The organism is Desulfocastanea catecholica (genome assembly GCF_054657295.1).
Window position 1 is genome coordinate 13,214 of record NZ_BAAHYZ010000025.1, and the last position, 20,493, is coordinate 33,706.

Sequence of the window (20,493 nt, forward strand, 5' to 3'; positions counted from 1 at the left end):
GCGCCAGAGGGCAAAAGACATGGACAGAAGGCAGTTTGTCAGAGATGTGTTGCTCTGGAGTGCCGGGGTAAGTCTCGGCGTTCCCTGTTGGAAGATCGCTTCACTGCAGGCGGCCAATCCGCCGCCGCTGCTTGGCGTGGCCAAAGGCAAGGACTATCGCCTGCTTGTCGAAAAAGCGGTCACCATCGTCGGAGGCATGGCGGCTTTTGTCACAACCGGCGACACGGTGGTGATAAAGCCGAATATGGGCTGGGACAGATCGCCCGAGCAGGCGGCCAATACCCATCCCCTGGTGGTGCGGGCCTTAGCCGAGCTGGCTCTCGATGCCGGTGCCGCCCGGGTGCAGATTTTTGATCACACCTGCAATGAAAAAAGGCGATGCTATACCAACAGCGGTATTATCGATGAACTGAAAAAAGTTGGTGATGCGCGGATACGCTGGGAACATATCGATGAGCGAAAATTTGTCCCCGTCGATATTGACCGAGGCAAATCACTGAAAAGGTGGGAGATATATAAAGACGCCCTGGCCGCCGACTGCTATATCAATGTGCCGGTCGCCAAGCACCACGGCCTCAGCCGTCTGTCCCTTGGCCTGAAAAATTCCATGGGGGTTATCGGCGGCAATCGCGGCAGACTGCACCATAATCTTGGCCAGGAGCTGGCCGATCTGGCAACGGTGGTCCAGCCGAAGCTGACCCTGATCGATGCCACGAGAATACTACTGCGCAACGGGCCCCAGGGCGGGCGGCTCGATGATGTCCAGGTGCTTGATACGGTGATTGCCTGTTCCGATCCTGTCGCCGCCGATGCGTACGGGACAACCCTTTTCGGCATGCAGCCGCAGGATATAGCCAGTACCATTGCCGCCTATGAAATGGGCCTGGGCGAGATGGATCTAGACAAGATGGAGATCAAGACCGTGCAGGTAGAATGATCGATACACGACGAAAACCACGGGAGACCAGGGACCGCCTGCTCCTCCTGCGGCGCCTCGTGCAGCTGGCATTTCTCGCCCTTTTCCTGGTCCTGTTTATAAAAACCGACTACAACGGTTCAGATCGTCTGGACGCAGCGGTCAATATCCTTTTTCGCCTCGATCCCTTTCTTGCCGCCGCTGTTGTGCTTGGTGCAAAGACCTTGGTCGCTTTGTTGCTGCCTTCTCTTGCGGTCATTCTGCTGACCTTTGTCCTCGGCCGGGTGTTTTGCGGCTGGTTCTGTCCCATGGGCACCCTGCTCGATCTGTCGCAGAAAATTCTTCCTGCACGGGATAAAAAAAACCGCACCTATTTTCCCGGCCTGCCGCTTTTCCTCCTGGCCTTTGCCCTTGTTGCTAGCGCCTGCGGTTTTGCCGTTGCCGGCTACCTCGATCCGTTTTCCATCCTGGTACGCGGGCTGGCCCAGGCAGTCTATCCCGTAGTCAACAGTGTGACGGTGGGTTTTTTTACCTTCACCTATCAGCAGCTGCCGGATTTTGTCAACGCTTTCACCGAACCGGTATACGGGATTTTGCGGGACGTTGTCCTGCCGTCCGGGCAAAAATTTTTTCAGCTGGCCTCTGTTTCACTGTTCATGCTGCTCGGGGTACTCCTTCTGGAGGCGGTGCAGCGGCGGTTTTTCTGCCGTAACCTCTGTCCTCTCGGTGCCATGCTTGGTCTTGTCGGCCGCAAAGGCATGTTTGCCGGCCATGGCGGCAATGAGGCTTGCGGCGCCTGCCGCATCTGCAGCAAGAGCTGCCGCATGGGCGCCATTGATGAGGACAGGAAGATTGCTATGGCGAGCTGTACCTTCTGCCATGAATGCGTGGCAAAATGCCCCCGGCAGATCATTCATTTCGGCTTTTCCTTAGCTGGCAAGCCAGGCAGCGGCGTATCACTGTCCCGGAGAAAGTTTGTTGCCGCCGGCCTGCTGGGTTTTCTGCTGCCCACGGTCAAGGGGGTGGAGGTGCTGGCGAAAAATCCCGACCCTCTGCTCATCCGTCCTCCGGGGGCGCTGGCTGAAAGTGATTTTCTGCGGCGCTGTGTCCGCTGCGCCGAATGTATCCAGGTCTGTCTGGGCAACGCCTTGCAGCCGGCGCTTTTTCAGGCGGGACTCGACGGCATGTTCAGCCCGATGCTGCTGGCGAGGACCGGCTACTGCGAATTCAACTGTACCCTCTGCGGCCAGGTCTGTCCGACCGGCGCCATCCGGCAGCTGACCATGCCGGAAAAGCATCTGTTGAAAATCGGCCATGCCTGGTTTGATAAGGATATCTGCCTGCCCTTTGCCAAGAACATTTCCTGCATGGTCTGTGAGGAACACTGCCCGACACCCGACAAGGCTATCCGCTTCAAGGACGTGACCATACAAAGGGACGACGGGCAATCAATCATGGTTCGACAACCCTACGTCGTTGATGAACTGTGCATCGGCTGCGGTATCTGCGAGACCAAGTGTCCGCTTCAGGGCAGAAGCGCCATTTATATTACCAATGCCGGAGAGCACCGGCATCCGGAAAAATCCCTGACCAGCTATGCCGGATATAACTGAACATCTGCGCGGCATCGTCCAGCGGGTCACCTATCACAACCCGGACAGCGGCTGGTCGGTCCTGCGCGTTGCCCCCTTTGACAGCCCGAGTTCCCTGGAGACGGTGACCGTGCACCAGACCAAGGTGTTTGCCGGCGCGACCATGGAATTTCATGGCGCCTGGACCGTGCATCCGCAGTTTGGTCGACAGTTCAAGGCGGATCGGGCGATTGAGAAAAAACCGGCGACCACCGCTGCGCTGGAGAAATATCTCGGATCCGGGCTGATCCACGGCGTTGGCCCGAAAACTGCCGGGAGGATTGTCCGCAACTTTAAGGAAAATACCCTGGATATCTTTGAACATGATATCGGCCGGCTGCTCGAGGTCCCCGGCATAGCCAAAAAAAAGCTGCGTATGATCGAGGAGGCCTGGCGGGAGCACCGGGTAGTGCGCGAGGTGATGATGTTTCTTCAGGGGCATGGCATCTCGACCCTTTTTGCCGTGCGCATCTACAAGAAATACGGCGACCAGGCCATACATAGAGTCAGTGATGATCCGTATCGGCTGGCCGCCGACTTTTACGGCATCGGCTTTTTTTCCGCCGATAAGGTCGCCCTCAGCCTGGGGCTGGCACCTGACAGCGAGCAGCGGATAACCGCCGCCGTTCGGCATGTGCTGGCCGCCGGTCGCGAGCAGGGCCACTGTTACCTGCTGTCCACGCAGATCAGCAGTGAAGTGGCCAGCCTGCTCGGCTTTAATGCCGATAACCGGCTGGTCGATATTCTGCGCAGCATGGAGGCGGAGCAGCAGCTGAAGGTACGCCGGTGGTCTCTGGCCGAAGGCCCGGAGCAGATCTGTTACTACTCGAAATCCCTCTATTATGACGAGGCGTATGTGGCGGGAAGAGTGGCTGCTATGGCCCGGCCTCTGCCGGTTGATGGCCGGGCGGTCGGCGAGTGGATCGATTCGCATTGTACACAACAGGGCATTTCGCTCAGCGAGGAACAGGCGGTTGCCGTCCAGGCGGTTGTCGCCGAGCAGTTTTCCGTCCTCACCGGCGGGCCGGGCTGCGGCAAGACCACCACCACGCTGGTCATCGTCAGACTGCTCGAGCATCTCGGCAAACGGGTGCTGCTGGCCGCGCCGACCGGGCGTGCCGCCCAGCGCATGGCCGAGGTCATCGGCCGGGAGGCAAAAACCCTGCACCGCCTGCTCGAGTGGCAGAACGGCATGTTCAAGAAAAACGAGGAGCAGCCGTTGCCGGCCGATTTTCTCATCGTCGATGAATGCTCCATGCTGGACATCTCGCTGACCGCCTCTCTCCTCAAAGCGGTGCCTGCCGGCTGCCAGGTGCTGTTTATCGGTGATGGTGATCAGCTGCCGTCGGTCGGCGCCGGCAATGTTCTGCGCGACATCATCGAGTCCGGTTCGGTCGCTGCGTTTACCCTGACCCGGATCTTCAGGCAGGCGCGGCAATCAAAGATCATCGAATATGCCCACCTGATCAACAGGGGCGTCACCCCGCCCATCGATTCGCCCTTTAAAAAGCCGCAAATATGGTCGGAGAAGATCGACTGTCTGTTTATTGATTCCGATGAGGCCACCCAGGAGCAACTGAGCTTTGTCGCCCGGGTGAAAAAAATGTACGCGCTGCAGACACCGCAGCTGGAAGGGCTGGTGACCAATGAAAATCTCTATCAATTTCGCACCGGTGAGCCGATCCGTTCCTCCTACGAGACAGATTTCGTCATTCCGCAGAAGTTCCTGCACGTCGATCTGGACAAGGTGCAGCAGGCACAAGGGGCTGTCGATGAGTTGAAAGCGGTCCTGGCCAGGGTGCATCCCTGGTCAACCCTGCATTATGGCCTGTCCGCCGTCGATGCGGTGGTGCGCCTCTATCTCGAGTGGATCCCGAAATATCATGGCCGGGACTGTGAGATCCAGATCCTCTCGCCGATGACCCGCGGCAGTCTCGGCACGGCGAATGTAAACCGGCTGATCCAGGAAGCGGCCAACCCTGCGGCCGAGGGCAAGGCGCAGCTGCTGGTGGGCGAGAGGATTTTTCGCGTGGGCGACCGGGTGATCCACCGGCGAAATAACTATGATCTCGGGGTCTTTAACGGCGATATCGGTACGATACTGTCTATTGATACCCTTGGTCTTCGGTGTGTGGTGGCCTTTTTCCCTGATAAACGACAGGTGGTCTATGAAAAAGATGATATCCTCGAGCTCGATCTTGCCTATGCGATAACCATTCATAAGTCGCAGGGCAGTGAATTTGGTGCGGTCATCATCCCGGTATTGACGCAGCATTTTAAAATGCTCTATCGCAATCTCATCTATACCGGTTTGACCCGGGCAAGAAACCTTGCCGTGGTGGTCGGCACGCGCAAGGCCCTGGCCATGGCCGTGCGTCAGCAGGATACCAGTAAGCGCCAGACGGCATTGCGCCTGCTGCTTGCCGAAAAGCAGGGTGGCGAAACTGCGTTGCAATGTCCGCAAGGTGTATTACGATATGCCGCAAAGAGACCAGAAAACCCTTTCGGAGGAAGTGATTGATGTACATATGTGTTGATTTTGATGGAACGGTGGTTGATCACCGTTATCCCGATATCGGCGAACCGGTGCCGGGGGCGGTTACCTGGCTGCAAAGGCTGCAGCGGCATGGAGCAAAGATCATTTTGTATACCATGCGCTCGAACAGATCGGAAGATATGCCTTTATTGCGCGATGCCGTGCAGTATATGGAGGAAAACAGCATTCAATTATTTGGTGTCAACAGAAACCCGGATCAGGATGCCTGGACCAGCAGCCCCAAGGCCTACGCGGATGTCTATATCGATGATGCCGCCTTTGGCTGTCCGCTCATTCAGCCGAAAGGTTTCGTCAGACCCTGCGTCGACTGGAAAAAAGTAGGGCCCCTGGTTGAACATATGCTTCTCAGCAGGAGGTAGATTGTTTTCTTTCGTCACTGCAGAGAGAGAATATCGTTGTTCCCCCTAATCGGATGAAAATCGGATATACATATAATACATAGAAAGGAAGAGATCATGGGTATGACCGTCACACAGCTTTATCGTAGAATTGATGAAGATCGAGCCTACTGTTTTAATATCGAATCGAACCGGCAATTAACACCCGAGGAAATGACCTGCCTGCGCCTTATTCTCGCCGATGGTTTTCTGCTTGACACTGTCAGTGAAACCCCGGTTCTGCCGGGAGACAGAGTCGTCGAGGTCGGGCCGCGGCTGAATTTTGCCACCGCCTGGTCGTCGAACATGGTCTCTATCTGCCGGGCGACAGGTCTTGATATGATCACCCGGGTAGAGCGGTCCAGGCGCTATCTGGTGCCGGAAACGGAAGATCTGCAGCAGTTCATCGACCGGCACCATGACCGGATGACCGAGTGTTGTTACCCGGCGCCGCTGTCCACCTTTGCCACCGGCATCGTGCCCGAAGCGGTCTATGAAGTGGATCTGCAAAGCAAAGGCCCCGACGGCCTGACCGAGCTGCCGGGGATTTCCATGGACGAATGGGACCGCAATCTCTATTACGACTACTTTGTCAAGCAGCAGCATCGCAACCCGACCATCGTCGAGATCATGGATCTGAACAATGCCAATTCCGAGCATTCCAGACATGGTTTTTTTAAAGGCAAGCAGGTCATTGACGGTGAGGAGGTGGACGGGACCCTCTTTGATATGGTTACCGCCACCCTGCAGGCCCATCCCAGGGGATCACTGATCGCTTTTAAGGATAACTCCAGCGTGGTCAAGGGTTATCAAATTGACACCCTGGTGCCGGCGCAGCCCGGTGAGCCTTGCCCGCTCGTGCCGGTGCAGGTCACCTATCATCCACTTCTTACCGCGGAAACCCATAACTTTCCCACCGGCGTGGCACCTTTTCCGGGGGCGGAAACGGGGACCGGCGGGCGGATTCGAGACGTGCTGGGGACTGGAAAAGGCGGCTTTGTTGTTGCCGGAACGGCTGGATACTGCGTCGGCAATCTGCATATTCCAGGGTACGACCTGCCCTGGGAGAAGCACTTTCCCTGTCCGGACAACCTGGCCTCGGCCCTCGAGATAGAAATTGACGCCAGTAATGGCGCCTCCGACTACGGCAATAAATTCGGCGAGCCACTGATCCAGGGGTTTACCCGATCCTTTGACATGCGCCTTGACAATGGCGAACGCTGGGGATTTTTAAAACCGATCATGTTCACCGCCGGTATCGGCCAGATTGATGGCCGACATACCGAAAAGGCGTCGGCGGAAAAAGGCATGCTCATCGTCCAGGTCGGTGGTCCGGCCTACCGTGTCGGCTTTGGCGGCGGTGCGGCCTCGAGCATGATGCAGGGGGAAAACGAGTCGAGCCTCGATTTCAATGCGGTGCAGCGCGGCGATGCGGAGATGGAGCAGAAGATGAACCGGGTGATCCGCGCCTGCAATGAGATGGGCGACAAAACGCTGATCGACGTCATCCATGATCAGGGGGCGGGGGGGCCGGCCAATGTCTTGAAAGAGCTGGTGGAGAAGTCCGGTGGTCGCGTCGAGGTACGCAATATCCGGGTCGGCGACCCGACCATGTCGGTGCTGGAGATCTATGTCGCCGAATATCAGGAGCGGTGCGGCTTTCTCATCCGTCCGGAGAATATCGAGAAATTCCAGGCCATCTGCCTGCGGGAAAAAGTCAATTGCGAGGTGTTGGGCGAGGTGACCGGCGATCTGCGCTTTGTCCTGCATGATGCTAGCGACGACACGACCCCGGTGGATATCGATCTGCCGGTCCTGCTCGGGGAAATTCCCCAGAAGACCTTTACCGACACCAGGAAACCACTGGGGGCGCACCCTCTGCACCTTGCGGCAGATCTGACGGTTGCAGAGGCGCTGCACGATGTGCTGCGCCTGGTGTCCGTCGGTTCCAAGCGATTTCTCACCAGCAAGGTAGACCGGGCGGTGACCGGCCTCATTGCCCGGCAGCAGTGCTGTGGTCCTCTGCAGTTGACCGTCAGCAATGTCGCCGTGGTCGCCCAGAGTCATTTCGGCCGGACGGGGATTGCTTCGGCCATCGGCGAACAGTCGATCAAGATGCTCGTTGATCCGGCGGCCGGGGCGAGAATGGCCGTTGGCGAGGTGTTGACCAACCTGGTCTGGGCGAAAATTGACGACCTGGAACAGGTCAAGTGCAGTGCCAACTGGATGTGGGCGCCGAAGCTGCCGGGCGAAGGGGCGGCCATCTATGACGCGGCCCGGGCGATGCGCGATGTGATGATCGAGGTCGGTTTGGCGGTGGATGGCGGCAAGGACAGCCTGTCCATGGCCACCATGGTGGCAGGCGAAACCGTCAAGTCACCACGCGAACTGGTTATCTCCGCCTATGCGGCGGTACCGGATATCACCAGGGTGATCACGCCGGATATCAAAAAGAGTGGTTCGCCGCTGCTCTATCTCGACCTTGCCGGGGGGAAAACCAGGCTGGGCGGCAGCGCCCTGGCCCAGGTCATGGGTCGGCTTGGCGACGTGAGTCCCGATATCGAAAACGGCACGGCCTTAAAAAACAGCTTCCTGGCCGTGCAGGAGCTGATCGGCCAGGATCTGATCTCTGCCGGCCATGATCGCAGCGACGGTGGCCTGATCACCACGCTGCTGGAAATGGCCTTTAGCGGCAACTGCGGGCTTGATCTGAGTCTGCACGGCGACAGTACGGTCTTTGAAGCACTCTTTGCCGAGGAGCTTGGCCTGGTGGTCGAATGTCGACCGGACAAAATTTCCCAGGTGGAAAATATCCTGGCAGCAGCCGGCATCCCCTTTGTCCAGCTTGGCACAAGCAGTGCCGGCAAGCAGATCACGCTCAGCTATAACGGTGAGAAGGTCCTCGATGAGCAGATGATCGTGCTGCGCGGCTGGTGGGAGGAGACCAGTTACCAGCTGGAGCGGCTGCAGATGAATCCGGCCTGCGCGGATGCGGAAAAGAACAACATCTATGAGCGGAAAGGGCCGGGCTATCAGCTGGGTTTTACCCCCGAACCGTCGGCTGTCGACCTGCTCCGTCGCACCGATAAGCCGAAGGTGGCAATTCTGCGCGACGAGGGGTCCAATTCTGATCGCGAGATGAGCTCGGCGTTTTACCTGGCCGGGTTTGAACCCTGGGATATCTGCATGAGTGATTTGCTTGCCGGGACAGTGACCCTCGACGATTTTCGGGGGCTTGCGGCGGTCGGCGGTTTCTCCTACGCCGATGTCCCCGAATCGGCAAAAGGCTGGGCGGCGACCATCCTGTTCAATCCCCGATTAAAGAAGATGTTTGAGGATTTCTACCGGCGGCCCGATACCTTTACCCTGGGCATCTGCAACGGCTGTCAGCTGTTCGGCCTGCTCGGCTGGGTGCCGGAACTGGGTCTGGCCGCCGAACGTCAGCCGCGTTTTGTGCGCAATGTTTCAGGCAGATTCGAGTCCCGCTGGACCACTGTCAAGGTGCAGCAGAGTCAGGCGATGATGCTGGCCGGCATGGAAGGACTGGTCTTTGGCATCCATGTCGACCATGGCGAAGGGCAGTTGCATTTTCCGGACAAAACCATTCTTGACCAGGTAAAAGCCGGCGGCATGACGCCTCTGGTCTATGTCGATGATGACGGCAGGCCGACGGAGCAGTACCCGTTTAATCCCAACGGCTCAATTGAAGGACTGGCCGGGTTGTGCTCGGCCGACGGCAGGCACCTGGCCCTTATGCCGCATCCGGAAAGGGTGTTTCTGCCCTGGCAGGCCCACTATCTGCCCGAGGAGATGAAGGGTCTGCAGGTTTCCCCATGGATGCGGATGTTCCAAAACGCCTACGCCTGGTGCCAAACTGTCAAATAATGATGGCGTCGTAAAAAGTCTTCATTTTGTTCGTTGTTACAATTTTTCTATCATTACGACGTACTCTAGTACGCCGAAATGATAGAAAAATTGCACGCCTCCAACATGAAGCTTTTTACTTATCCATCGGAAATTAAAGTCTTAGGAGTTTGTCAAAGATCTTGCTGAGAAGATGCACTGGTCGGTCGATTTTCCGGCCAGCACGCTGTTGCAGCATCCGGCAATGGCTCCTGCACAGCGCCCGCGGCAAAATAGAGCGGCACAAACCAGTAGATGACCTGGGCCCACGCCGAGGAATAGAGGGCATAGTGGGTATTTACCGGGAAAAAAAGAGCGGCAAGGCCCAGAGCATAAGGCAGCATCTGCGATTTTTGGTATTCGGACCTTGATCGCCAGTACCAGATGAGACCGGCCATGGCAGTGAGAAAGAGGAATCCGCCAACTGCGCCGGTCTCACTCAATACCTCTAATTGCATCTGATGGGAATGCATAGCTCCTATGGTGCGCTTCTTTTCGACAAAGTCCGGTTTCAAAAAGACATCTTTTTTTTCCGCGTAATCCGGATAGGCATAACGAAAAGCCCTGGCGCCAACGCCATTAACGGGATGGGCGCTGATCATCGACGAGGCCGTCTCCCAGATAGGCAGACGCCGTGAGATTGCCCGGTCAATCGATTGCCTGTCGCCTTTGAAGATTTCCAGAGTTGTGTCCATCCTGACGGCAAAGCTGCTGGAATTGTAGTACAAAACAGTTCCGGTCAACATGAGACAGGCAATCAGTCCTCCCATGCCGGCAACAAACATCTTCAGGTTGTTGTGCCACTTGTACGCCAAAAAGACTGTCAAGGCCACGCCATACATGATCCATCCTGCCCGGGTGCCGGCCAGCAACAGAACAATAAAACACAGTAAATTGAGGATGCAGCTGAAAAACAGATATTTTTGCCGGTACAGCAGTACAATAACAAAGGGAGCATACACCGCGAGAAACACGCCTAACTTCAATTTATGACCAAAAACCCCATTCAGGCGTCGAGGAACGAGCGCATAGCCAAATAAATCGGTGCCGGAAAAGTACTGCACCAGGGCATCAAGAATCCAGAAGGAGACAATGACCAGGCTGCATGTATTGATGAGCTTGAAATTGTGCGTATTTACGCAATACTTTAATACGGCAAGGCCAGCGAAAAAAAACCGTAAATATTCAACCGCCAGGCTGGAGGTTTTGCTGATTTTGTAGCTGTCCGGGGCGGAAATAATGATTGGCAGCCACAGACAGAGAAAAAACAACGAAAAAAACAGGCTGGCTTTTCCCCAGGTGCCATGTTTGATCTTGTCAAAAAACACCTTCAAGCCGATAAGGGCCAGGAGGGCTAAAGGCAGCTCGGCCAATCTGCCGACCGGAAAAAGTGCCAGGCAAAAAATGACCAGCCATGGCACGATCTGCGCGAGGGTGTCGTCTTTTCCCATGGACTCTCTGCTCAATTTCATACTATCTCCTGATGCACTGCATATGACTTTTGGTTTTATAAACCTAAATGGGCGAATGCTGTTATCAGAGCGTCGCTGATGCGGGTTTCGCTAAAACAGATTTCAAAGGTCTGCCGTGCCTGTTGAGCCGCGCCGGATAACTGGTCGGGGTTGTCGATCATTTTTTTGACAGCGTCAGCCAGAGCCATCGGATCTCCGGCAGGGACAAAAGTTATACCGCAGTTTATCTGCTCATGTAACGTTGCCGGGTATGCTGTCGATTCACGGGTTATGAGCGGACGACCGCTGGCCAGAGCCTGGTATGCCTTGTTGGGAATCACTCTGGCCGATTTTGGCGAAGAACCGAAGATTCCGAGCAGCACGTCAGCTTTGCCGATTCGTTCCGGTAATTTTTCGTACGGCTGCCAGTCTTCAAAACGGATATGTTGGTACCCAACGCTGAGGTCTTCACAGACCTTTCGAAGGGGACCTTGACCGAGCAGCGTCCAACGGGCCTCCGGCACCTGGATGGCGGCCTGGATGATAACTTCCGGGCCTTGCAGATTTGTGAAACTGCCGAAAAAGAATATTTCAAGCGGAGTGGTCGGATTGTCGAAAGGTTGTACGGTGAAGAGTCTTTCTTCCGCGCCGACCGGGATCACAAAAGTCTTGTCCCGAGAGGCCGAGAGGGTTTCAATGAAATATTCGGCATGGGGTGTGGTGTCGGCAATGACCAGATCGGCAGATGAGAACATCGACCGCTCCCATTGCAGAAGTTTCAATGCCTTACGGTGTGTTTCCGGAAACTTTTTACGTTCAGAAACCGCTTTATCCCAGGCGCTGATCAGCGGATCGAAAATCAGCGGTATCGAATGCTTATCGGCGTAACGTCGGGCCGAAAAGAAATCCTTTTGTCGGAATGCCGGCACCCAGACAGCATCGGGCACAGTCAGTCCGGCAAAGGAAGATTCGATGGTGGCCAGGGAAGAGATCCGGGGGAAGAAGTCCTGCAGCGTGTAGCCGGAAGCTCTGAGAAGGTTTCGTAAAATACGGTTTCTCGAATAACCAGAATCAAATCGACCCCACCAAAGGATATTTTTACAACCTTTGCAGGTGTCCATAGCTTAATGTCAGAGAAAAAAATTCTTCGAGCAGATTTTATACCTGCCGGGGCTCCGGAACAAAGCAGGATCTGAAAATCTCGAGACCATATTCTTTTCATACCTCTATGGCAAGAAGATTTCCACCCCTCCTCGCCGGCACTGGATAAAATACCTCAAGGTGGGATCGGAAAATTATGCTGCGGCAGGTTCACTCGCACCGAATTCCCTGGCCGGCAGCAGCGTTGCCGCTGCGGCCGCACCCAGGACGACAGCCACCGGCTAAAGAGCGAGAATGAACTCAATCTCGATGTTTGAACCAAGGGGCAGGGCGGCCACCTGCACGGTGGACCGGGCGGGCGGTGCCTCGGTGAAAAAGGAGCCGTAGGCGGCGTTGACCTCCTGGAAATCGGCCAGATCGGTGAGGAAAATGGTTGTTTTGACCACCTGGTGCAAACCGGCCCCGGCTTCTTTGGCAACCGCCTGGGCATTTTTCATGATCTGCCGGGTTCTGCTGCCGATATCCCCGTCAATTATCTTGCCGATTGCCGGATCTATCGGCAGCTGGCCGGACATAAACAGCAGGTTGTTTGCCGCTATAGCTTGAGAGTAAGGGCCGATAGCGGCCGGAGCGTTCTGGGTGGAGATGGCTTTTCTGGTCATAGTATTCCTCTGGTCCCACGGTTGACGTGCGGTTGCGCACTTTTTTCAGGTAATTATAGACGGTAGATTTCGTGACCCGCTTCATCTGGGCCACCTGTTCTACCGCCCCTTTGAGCAGGAAGGTGCCGCTTTCTTCCCGTTGGCCGGCAGTATAAGAATCGGTCGTGTCGAAATTGATGCAAAAGGCGGCAAGCGGCCTGCCTGCACTCTCCCTGACAAAGATTGTCGTTGATTTGAGGGAGCGGCCGGCGGCGGTTATCGTCTTATCGATATTATTGTAAATGTGTACTAAATTTTTGTTGCACCTCGGAATTATTTACCACTGTTCCTTGAAAAAATCTCTTTATATGCCGATAATATAAAATCAGTGATACGAAATAATCTATCTCAACCCGTCAGGAGGGGAACGATGGCAGAGCAAAGGAAAAATACACTCCATAACCATTTTACCTCAGTGAAGAAGGGCGAACGTGTTTTTGAAAATGCCTTCCAGGGGGTGTCCCGTATGGTGCTGGAGGGGGATATCGACAAGGTCATGGTCAACGGTAAAAACACCTTTGATTTCAGGATATTCAGGGCAGGAAAAAAACATATCATCGGCATGTACGACGAAATAAATTCGTTCGTTTCCTTTGTCAAAGACGCTTCCCAGGGCGGGTCATCCAAGGAAATGGCCTTTGTGCTGGTCGGGGAGCCCGGCAACGGGAAAACCTTTCTTGTCGAGTATCTGTGTAAAATGTATCGGGATTTCCTGTCCATTCCGAAAAACAGGAAATACACCTTCCGCTTTATCGGCCTGGATAAGCTTGGTTCCTATGGCAATATTTCCACCATTGAATCACAGACCTATGAGGATCCGATGATCCTGGCCATGAATCTCTATGACTCCATTGCGGAAACAGAGAGCTATCTGTCGAGAAAATATCGCCTTACCGACGAGATGCTCGAGACCTGGTATGAAAATTATCGACCGCTTGGTGCCTGCTCGGCCTATATCTGGAACGATATCCGTAATTTTACCGACGGCAACCTCGATGATATGCTCGAGTTTATTGACATAGTGCCGGTTCCATTGATTGAAAGTCTCGGCACGGTAACCGGCAAATATCCGGCAAAAGATAAGATCACCTCTTCGGCGGTCGATCTGCTCGGTGAGGAATCCATCCAGCGACTGCTGCATATTACCGACACCAATAATCCCTACCGTTTTGATCTCCGCCGGGGGGCACTGGCCCGGGTCGCCGGCGGCGGCATCCACTTCAGCGATGAGATCTATAAAAACAAGAAAGATCTCGTGCAGGTCTATCTCGGTATCATTCAGAATCGAAGCATCGAGATCGACGGCTACAAATGGCCCATCGACACCCTGATCATCGCCACCAGCAACAATTCCGAATTTAACCGCTTTCTTGCCGAAAAAGAAGAGGCGCCGATAGTTGACCGCTGCCGTATCTGCTATGTTTCCCATAACACCAATTACGTTCTGCAGAAAGATTTGACCAACTATGCCATCGGCAACGAATCGAAGACGACCCTGACCGGCGATGCCATGCATCAGGATCCCAATCTCAATTACGCGGCGTCGGTCGGCGTGGTGCTGACCCGACTGCCGCGATCGGAGAAACTCACGCCGATTGAGACCATGAAACTTGCCGCCGGCGAGGTGGCCGGAGAGAAGAGCCTGAAGACCCTTTCCGAGGTGATCGACACTCTCAGCCAGGAGCACGATATCACCAAGCGCTTCGGCCAGAAGGGGCTTGGCCAGAGAAATCTTGGTCGGTCGATCCAGTTGATGCTCGAGAGTTCCGAGACCAATGAAGGCAAGTGTTTGTTCGCCTATGACGTTTTCCGTGCCATCGAGCGGGCGATCCTCGATTATGTCTCCGAGGCAAAGGATCGGGCCAAGTTTCTCGATGATATTAAGATTGCCAAGGGGCTTTATCGAGAGCGGGTCATGACCGAGATGTTCAATGCCTACATGGACGAACCGCTGGCCATTCGTAAGGATGTCATGAGCTATGTCAATATGATCATCGGCATCGACGCCGAGAACCTCGGGGCAGACAAGATGTGGAAATACAAGAACCCCCAGACCGGCGAGCTGCAGGCGCTGAAGATCGACGAACGATATATCAATTCGGTCGAGGACGGGCTCGGCCTGAAGACACGGGAGCAGAAAGATTCTTTCCGCACGTCGATCCGCAAAATTTACGGCCAGAAAATATCGGTGAGGCCGGACTACGATTTCATGGATAACCTGGAACTGGTCAAGGCGGTCACCGATGTGCGGCTGAAATCGGATATCGCCGGCTCGGGCAGCCTCATCGGCGCACTGGCCAATCGCACCAATGAAGAGAATCAGAAATTGTACGACCGGATGATCGAAACGATGCTCAACAAGCTCGGGTACTGTACCACCTGTGCCCAGAAAACCATTGAATACTTCTGTACCCAGGTCGATGAAAACTAAACTCCAGACCCTCTATCAGAGCCTGAAGGCACAAGGACTGACGCCGGAGCAGGACCGCAAGATCCGCTACGAGCTGGATTTACTCGAGCTTGACGGCGATCACCGTTATTTTCCCGAACCACAGGTGCGGGATATCTATAGCTACCGGGATGCGGAGATGCTGCATGATGCCTCGCCGCCGAGGTTGATGGCGCTGACCACCGTGCAGTCTCTGGATTATCTGCTGGAAAAGGACAAGCAGCGGGAAAAAGATGGTTTTCCCCGGAAAATCAGGGTCGGCAAGATGGTCAAACCGAGCCTGACCGGCGATGACAAGGTGGTCATCGTGCCGACCACGGTCGAGGAAAAACTGCTGCACGATAAAATTCGCTTCAATGAGGAAGGCGAAGGTGAGGGGCAGGGGGCGGAAGAAGGCGGATCCGGCGAAGGGGAAGAGGGTGAGGTCATCGGCGAACAGCCGGTCAGACCGGAACAGGGCGGACAGGGAGGCGCCGGTCAGGGCCAGGGTGGGGCCCACGACGTCGAATCGAATGCCTATGATCTGGGACGCATTCTCACCGAACAGTTTGAGCTGCCCAACCTGAAAGATAAGGGGAAAAAGAAATCCCTTACCAAATATACCTATGATTTGACCGATAAAAATCGAGGCTTCGGGCAGATACTCGATAAAAAATCCACCCTGCGAAGAATCATCCAGACCAATATCGCCCTTGGGCGGGTGCAGGCAGAGGGCAGTATTGACAGCCGAAAGCTGTTGATATCGCCGCGAGACCGGGTCTACAGGATCCTTTCCAAGGAAAAGGACTATGAATCCCAGGCGGTGGTTTTCTTCGTCCGCGACTATTCCGGCTCGATGGGCGGCAAGCCGACCGAACTGGTGGTCAACCAGCATGTGCTCATCTATTCCTGGCTTATCTATCAGTATAAGAACCAGGTGGAGACCCGGTTCATCCTGCATGATACCGAGGCGAAAGAGGTGAAAAACTTTCAGACCTACTACAATTCCACCGTGGCCGGGGGGACGCAGGTGGCCAGTGCCTACACCCTGGTCAACAAGATCGTCGAAGATGAATCGCTTGAACGGGACAACAACATCTACGTTTTCCATGGCACCGATGGCGATGACTGGGATACCAAGGGCGATAAGGCCCTGCCGCAGCTGGAGAAGATGCTGACCTACGCCAGTCGTGTCGGCATAACCATTGCCGAAAACGGCTACGGAATTTCCGGGCAGACCGAGGTGGAAAGGTATATTCGTAAATCAAGACTGCTCGAGGAGAAAAAGAATCTGCTGCGCCTGGATGTGATCACCCAGGATACCAATGAAGCCCGGCTGATTAAGGGTATCAGGGAGCTTATCTCCTAGACAGAATGCGGAAGTGAGGTGAGGTGCTATGGAACTGGTAAGTCAACATGCCAAGAAAATCATGGAAGGCTGCAAGGAACGGGCCCGGGATATGGGGTTGCGCTTCCAGGATGAGAGCCTTGAATATATCGTCACCAACCGAGATTTTCTGCAGTTGTCACCGAAAAACATGATTCCGACCTTGTACGACTACTGGGTGCAGGATGTCGAGGTATTGAAGGAGCGGGGACAGTATGAACTCTACCCCAACAACCCCTACGAAACGGTCATCAATACCCGGCCGCCGATCTCCTACTATAACGACAACAACCCCGACTGGCTGAACGTGATGATTTTCTATCATGTGATCGGCCACATCGATTTTTTTCAGAATAACCTCTATTTTCGCCACACCTGGGACTACGATTTTGCCGGCAAGGCCCTTGCCGATAAACGGTTGCTGGCCAAGCTCCGTTCGGAGAAAGGCCGCTGGGTTGACTATATTATTGAATTTTCCCGGGCGATTGACAATCTGGTCGGCTATTTCGACCTGCTGACCTCTTTTACCATGGAAAAGAAAAAACTGTCCCGACTGGATTATTATTTCGATGTTTTCCTGCAGCAAAAACAGGACCGGACCATTGCCGGGTATGTGGCTGAGATAGAAAGATACAACACATTCATGCGCGATTTCCCCAAAGATGGGGAGAAGCGATTTCTCGAGACGGTGCAGTTGAAACACGCTGAGTTTACCTCGCTGTACAGCAAGGCCTTGCGCGAACGGGCGAAGGGCAACAGGCTGGATATCCTCCAGTTTCTCATGGAACATTCAGCGTTTCTCAACCGGGAAGAGAATAAATGGATGCTTATGGTCATCGAGGTGATCCGCAGCACCTCGCTTTACTTTCAACCACAGATCCGCACCAAGATTCTCAATGAAGGTTGGGCAAGTTACTGGCATGAAAACCTTTTTTTAAATGATGACCGGATCAGCGGCCATGAAGTAGATTTTGCGGTGATCAATGCCAAGGTGACCTCCATGCCCCGCGTCGGTTTGAACCCCTACGCCCTTGGCATGCGCTTGTTCTATTACCTCGAATCTCAAGCGGAAAATGGAAAAATATCATACGATTACCAGAGGATAGCCGATAAAGAAGAGCGCAGGCATTATCATGCGGCAAGCGGGACAGGGTCCGGTGCCGGCAGGGATTTTATCTTTTTCGTCCGGGAAAACTTCTGTGATGCGATGTTTATCAATACCTTTATCGATCAGGAATTTGTCGACCTGCATAAGCTTTTTGTTGCTGATAAACGGTTGAACAAGGAGCGCATGACCTGGGAATATTATGTCAAATCGAAAAAGGCGAAACATTACAAGCAGATGGTTGCTGATTCTCTCTACCATCCGCCGGCGGTCACCATCAATGTCGATGACGACAATGCCCTGATTATCAATCACCTTTTTGAAGGGAAGCCCCTCTACCGTGATTACATCGAGGGAACGCTTCTCGGCTTGGAATTTCTCTGGGGGGGAAAGGTGAGCCTCTATACCCACGAAGCGGAGTTGGCGAAAAGAGAAGCACAGCAGCCTCCCAGGACGGAGGAACCGGAGGGAAAAATAACCTGGAAACGGATGCGGTACACCATGAAAAACAGGAAAATGTCACGGGTCGTGATTGACTGACAGCTGGGGGGGTGAGGGCATGCGTGATGTAAGCAAGGCCATGGGGAATCTTCAACAGGACAGGGAGCAGTGGCGCCAGTCACCGATCCTGTCATTTACCGATTTTCTGCAGGAAGTCGTCAAGTATCCCGACCGGATGATTCGCAATATTTATCAACTCTACTCGGATATGATTGATTCCCTGGTGGCAAAAGGCATTGATGAATATGGCGGAGATCCGGAATCAATTCAATTTTTGAAATATGACTGCAGTAAACTGTTTGTCGAAGATTCCGACCGGCCTTTTTTTGCCGATCGCCTCTTTGCCAACCGCCTGATGCGCCATGTCGAAAGTTTCAAGGTGGGGGCAAAGCAGAATAAAATCTATATTTTCGATGGCCCTCACGGCAGCGGTAAGTCGACTTTTTTGAACAATCTGCTGCGCTCATTCGAGCAATATGCCAATTCACCCGAGGGTTCGCGTTACGAGGTGGTCTGGCGGTTGAAGAATGATCCTCTGGTCGGCGGGCTGCACAGCTTTAACTCTCTGACCGACAAGCTGGCCTGGGTGCTGGAAAATAACGGCAAGAAAGATCTGGCCGAGGAGATGAAGTGCGTGTGCAGGGAGAATGCCGATCTGAGCGGGCATTTCGATGTGCCCTGTCCGAGCCATGATAACCCGCTGCTGCTCATCCCCAAGGATGTCCGGCGTAAATTCTTTGATGATCTTTTCGAAAATGACAGGTTCAAATGGCAGCTGTTTACCGGCAAGAAATATGAATGGATCTTCCATGAGGAGCCGTGCACCATCTGCGTTTCCCTGTATGAGGAGTTACTCCGAAAATATCAGGATCCGCAGAAGGTTATGGAATGCATCCACGCCCGGCCCTATATATTCAATCGACGTCTGGGCGAAGGCATATCGGTCTTCAATCCCGGGGACAAACCGCTGCGGCAGGGCATCATCAGCAACGACATTATTCAGCGAAAACTCGATACCCTGCTGGAGGGGAAGCGGGTCAGTTATGTCTATTCCCGCTATGCCAAGACCAATAACGGCATTTATGCCTTGATGGATATTAAATCTCATAATACCGAGAGGTTAATGGAGCTGCACAATATTATCAGCGACGGCGTGCACAAGGTGGAGGATATAGAGGAGACGGTGAACTCCCTGCTCTATGCCCTGATGAACCCCGAGGACAAGAAATTACTCGAGGACCTGCATGCCTTTTCCGATCGCGTTGAATATATTAATATCCCTTATGTTCTCGATTTAAAAACAGAAGTGGATATATATCGGGAAAATTTCGGCAAACATATTGATGAAAGTTTTCTGCCGCGGGTGCTGCATAATTTTGCCCGGGTCATTATTGCCACCAGGTTACGCACCAAATCGGCGGCGCTGGAAGAATGGATCGGCCGGCCGGAAAAATATGAGACCTATTGTGATATCCATCTCCAATTACTGAAGATGGAGATCTATACCGGGTACATTCCCGAATGGCTGACGGAAGAGGATGTGACCAATTTTACCGCCAAGAGAAGACATAGAATCGTTGCCGAATCGGAGAAAGATGGCTGGAAAGGACTCTCCGGTCGTGATTCGATTAAACTTTTCAATGATTTTTATTCGACCTATGCCCGGCCCGATAAACTGATCGACATGTCGATGCTCGGCAAGTTTTTCAGGAAATTCTGTAAAAATGACCGCGATATCCTGCCCATGGGCTTTCTTGATTCCCTGCTGCGCATGTATAATTACACGGTATTGCAGGAGGTGAAGGAGTCGCTGTACTACTATAACGAGGAACAGATCTCCCGGGAGATCATGAACTATATTTTTGCGGTAAATTTTGAGATCGGTGCGGTCGAGACCTGCAATTTTACTGGGGAGAAACTGGAAATTACCGAGGATTTTTTTCGACGCATGGAGGACCGCCTGCAGATTGTCCCGGCCGGCAGGCTGTCATTTAGAAACAGCGTCCAGAAAACCTATACCACCATTGCCCTGCCCCAGGAGATGCTGCGCGACGGCCTGCCCATCAGCGAAACCACGCTCTATCAGCATCTTCATGAAAGATTCACCTATAATCTCAAGGAAAAAGTCCTCGAACCGTTTCTGAAAAATGAAAATTTCCGGCGGGCGGTGAAGGATTTTAACCGGGATGATTTCAAGACCTATGATAAAAAAATCCAGAGCGACGTCACCTTTATGATAGAAAACCTGCAGCAGAAATTTCGCTATTCCCGGCAGGGGGCAAAAGAAATCTGCATTTATGTTATCGACAATAACCTTGCCCGACAGTACTCCGGGACAAAACAACTGCCCGCCAGCTGATTTGTACAGGTAAGAAACGGGAAATACAGCTATTCTTACACACGCACACCCCTACGAAATTTTTATTCCCGCAGGT

General features: G+C 53.9%; 13 protein-coding genes. 9 read left to right on the plus strand and 4 right to left on the minus strand.

Annotated elements, in window-relative coordinates:
* Window positions 1-19 precede the first annotated feature (19 nt).
* The 5 genes from ACYQ8U_RS18485 (at window position 20) to purL (ending at window position 9,366) form a co-directional block, all read left to right on the plus strand.
* Window positions 20-937 carry a DUF362 domain-containing protein gene (locus tag ACYQ8U_RS18485; protein WP_459947041.1) on the plus strand — a complete coding sequence of 306 codons (918 nt, stop codon included), beginning with the start codon at window positions 20-22 and terminating at the stop codon, window positions 935-937.
* On the plus strand, window positions 934-2,529 hold the full coding sequence (locus ACYQ8U_RS18490; RefSeq protein WP_459947042.1) for a 4Fe-4S binding protein: 1,596 nt from the start codon (window positions 934-936) through the stop codon (window positions 2,527-2,529). The genes ACYQ8U_RS18485 and ACYQ8U_RS18490 overlap by 4 nt, the downstream gene beginning before the upstream one ends.
* Entirely contained in the window at window positions 2,513-5,068 is a 2,556-nt protein-coding gene (gene recD2 / locus ACYQ8U_RS18495; protein ID WP_459947043.1) for an SF1B family DNA helicase RecD2, read from the plus strand. Before ACYQ8U_RS18490 ends, recD2 begins: the two co-directional genes overlap by 17 nt.
* Complete coding sequence (locus ACYQ8U_RS18500; protein ID WP_459947044.1) at window positions 5,068-5,463, plus strand: HAD family hydrolase; 396 nt, start codon at window positions 5,068-5,070, stop codon at window positions 5,461-5,463. The genes recD2 and ACYQ8U_RS18500 overlap by 1 nt, the downstream gene beginning before the upstream one ends.
* A 96-nt stretch (window positions 5,464-5,559) precedes the next feature.
* Window positions 5,560-9,366: a phosphoribosylformylglycinamidine synthase gene (purL, locus tag ACYQ8U_RS18505; protein WP_459947045.1), complete on the plus strand. Its 3,807-nt coding sequence runs from the start codon at window positions 5,560-5,562 to the stop codon at window positions 9,364-9,366.
* 152 nt (window positions 9,367-9,518) lie between these two features.
* On the opposite strand, the gene ACYQ8U_RS18510 is transcribed toward purL, so the two are convergent.
* From ACYQ8U_RS18510 to ACYQ8U_RS18525, 4 genes are all read right to left on the minus strand, one after another.
* The gene (locus tag ACYQ8U_RS18510; RefSeq protein ID WP_459947046.1) at window positions 9,519-10,856 is read right to left on the minus strand and encodes an O-antigen ligase family protein; all 1,338 of its coding nucleotides are present in this window, start codon (window positions 10,854-10,856) and stop codon (window positions 9,519-9,521) included.
* Between the two features lie 35 nt (window positions 10,857-10,891).
* A complete protein-coding gene (locus tag ACYQ8U_RS18515; protein ID WP_459947047.1) occupies window positions 10,892-11,956 on the minus strand; it encodes a glycosyltransferase in 1,065 nt (354 codons plus the stop codon).
* A gap of 261 nt (window positions 11,957-12,217) precedes the next feature.
* The gene (locus ACYQ8U_RS18520; protein ID WP_459947085.1) at window positions 12,218-12,583 is read right to left on the minus strand and encodes a RidA family protein; all 366 of its coding nucleotides are present in this window, start codon (window positions 12,581-12,583) and stop codon (window positions 12,218-12,220) included.
* Complete coding sequence (locus ACYQ8U_RS18525; RefSeq protein ID WP_459947086.1) at window positions 12,465-12,821, minus strand: helix-turn-helix domain-containing protein; 357 nt, start codon at window positions 12,819-12,821, stop codon at window positions 12,465-12,467. The genes ACYQ8U_RS18520 and ACYQ8U_RS18525 overlap by 119 nt, the downstream gene beginning before the upstream one ends.
* A 186-nt stretch (window positions 12,822-13,007) precedes the next feature.
* Here ACYQ8U_RS18525 and ACYQ8U_RS18530 point away from each other — a divergent pair, with 186 nt between their 5' ends.
* The 4 genes from ACYQ8U_RS18530 to ACYQ8U_RS18545 are packed head-to-tail and all read left to right on the plus strand — an operon-like array spanning window position 13,008 to window position 20,417.
* A complete protein-coding gene (locus tag ACYQ8U_RS18530) occupies window positions 13,008-15,068 on the plus strand; it encodes a serine protein kinase PrkA (RefSeq protein WP_459947048.1) in 2,061 nt (686 codons plus the stop codon).
* Window positions 15,058-16,434, plus strand: coding sequence for a DUF444 family protein (locus ACYQ8U_RS18535; protein WP_459947049.1), 1,377 nt, complete (start codon window positions 15,058-15,060; stop codon window positions 16,432-16,434). The genes ACYQ8U_RS18530 and ACYQ8U_RS18535 overlap by 11 nt, the downstream gene beginning before the upstream one ends.
* Before the next feature lie 28 nt (window positions 16,435-16,462).
* Window positions 16,463-18,097, plus strand: a complete 1,635-nt coding sequence (locus ACYQ8U_RS18540; protein WP_459947050.1) for a SpoVR family protein — start codon at window positions 16,463-16,465, stop codon at window positions 18,095-18,097.
* A 19-nt stretch (window positions 18,098-18,116) separates the two neighbouring features.
* Entirely contained in the window at window positions 18,117-20,417 is a 2,301-nt protein-coding gene (locus ACYQ8U_RS18545; protein WP_459947051.1) for a serine protein kinase PrkA, read from the plus strand.
* Window positions 20,418-20,493: the final 76 nt, after the last annotated feature.

Coding starts and splice junctions, on each gene's coding strand:
- ACYQ8U_RS18530 (WP_459947048.1), top strand. CDS start 13,008: ATGGCAGAGCAAAGGAAAAATACACTCCATAACCATTTTACCTCAGTG.
- ACYQ8U_RS18510 (WP_459947046.1), bottom strand. CDS start 10,856: ATGAAATTGAGCAGAGAGTCCATGGGAAAAGACGACACCCTCGCGCAG.
- ACYQ8U_RS18500 (WP_459947044.1), top strand. CDS start 5,068: ATGTACATATGTGTTGATTTTGATGGAACGGTGGTTGATCACCGTTAT.
- ACYQ8U_RS18545 (WP_459947051.1), top strand. CDS start 18,117: ATGCGTGATGTAAGCAAGGCCATGGGGAATCTTCAACAGGACAGGGAG.
- recD2 (WP_459947043.1), top strand. CDS start 2,513: ATGCCGGATATAACTGAACATCTGCGCGGCATCGTCCAGCGGGTCACC.
- ACYQ8U_RS18515 (WP_459947047.1), bottom strand. CDS start 11,956: ATGGACACCTGCAAAGGTTGTAAAAATATCCTTTGGTGGGGTCGATTT.
- ACYQ8U_RS18540 (WP_459947050.1), top strand. CDS start 16,463: ATGGAACTGGTAAGTCAACATGCCAAGAAAATCATGGAAGGCTGCAAG.
- purL (WP_459947045.1), top strand. CDS start 5,560: ATGGGTATGACCGTCACACAGCTTTATCGTAGAATTGATGAAGATCGA.
- ACYQ8U_RS18485 (WP_459947041.1), top strand. CDS start 20: ATGGACAGAAGGCAGTTTGTCAGAGATGTGTTGCTCTGGAGTGCCGGG.
- ACYQ8U_RS18490 (WP_459947042.1), top strand. CDS start 934: ATGATCGATACACGACGAAAACCACGGGAGACCAGGGACCGCCTGCTC.
- ACYQ8U_RS18535 (WP_459947049.1), top strand. CDS start 15,058: ATGAAAACTAAACTCCAGACCCTCTATCAGAGCCTGAAGGCACAAGGA.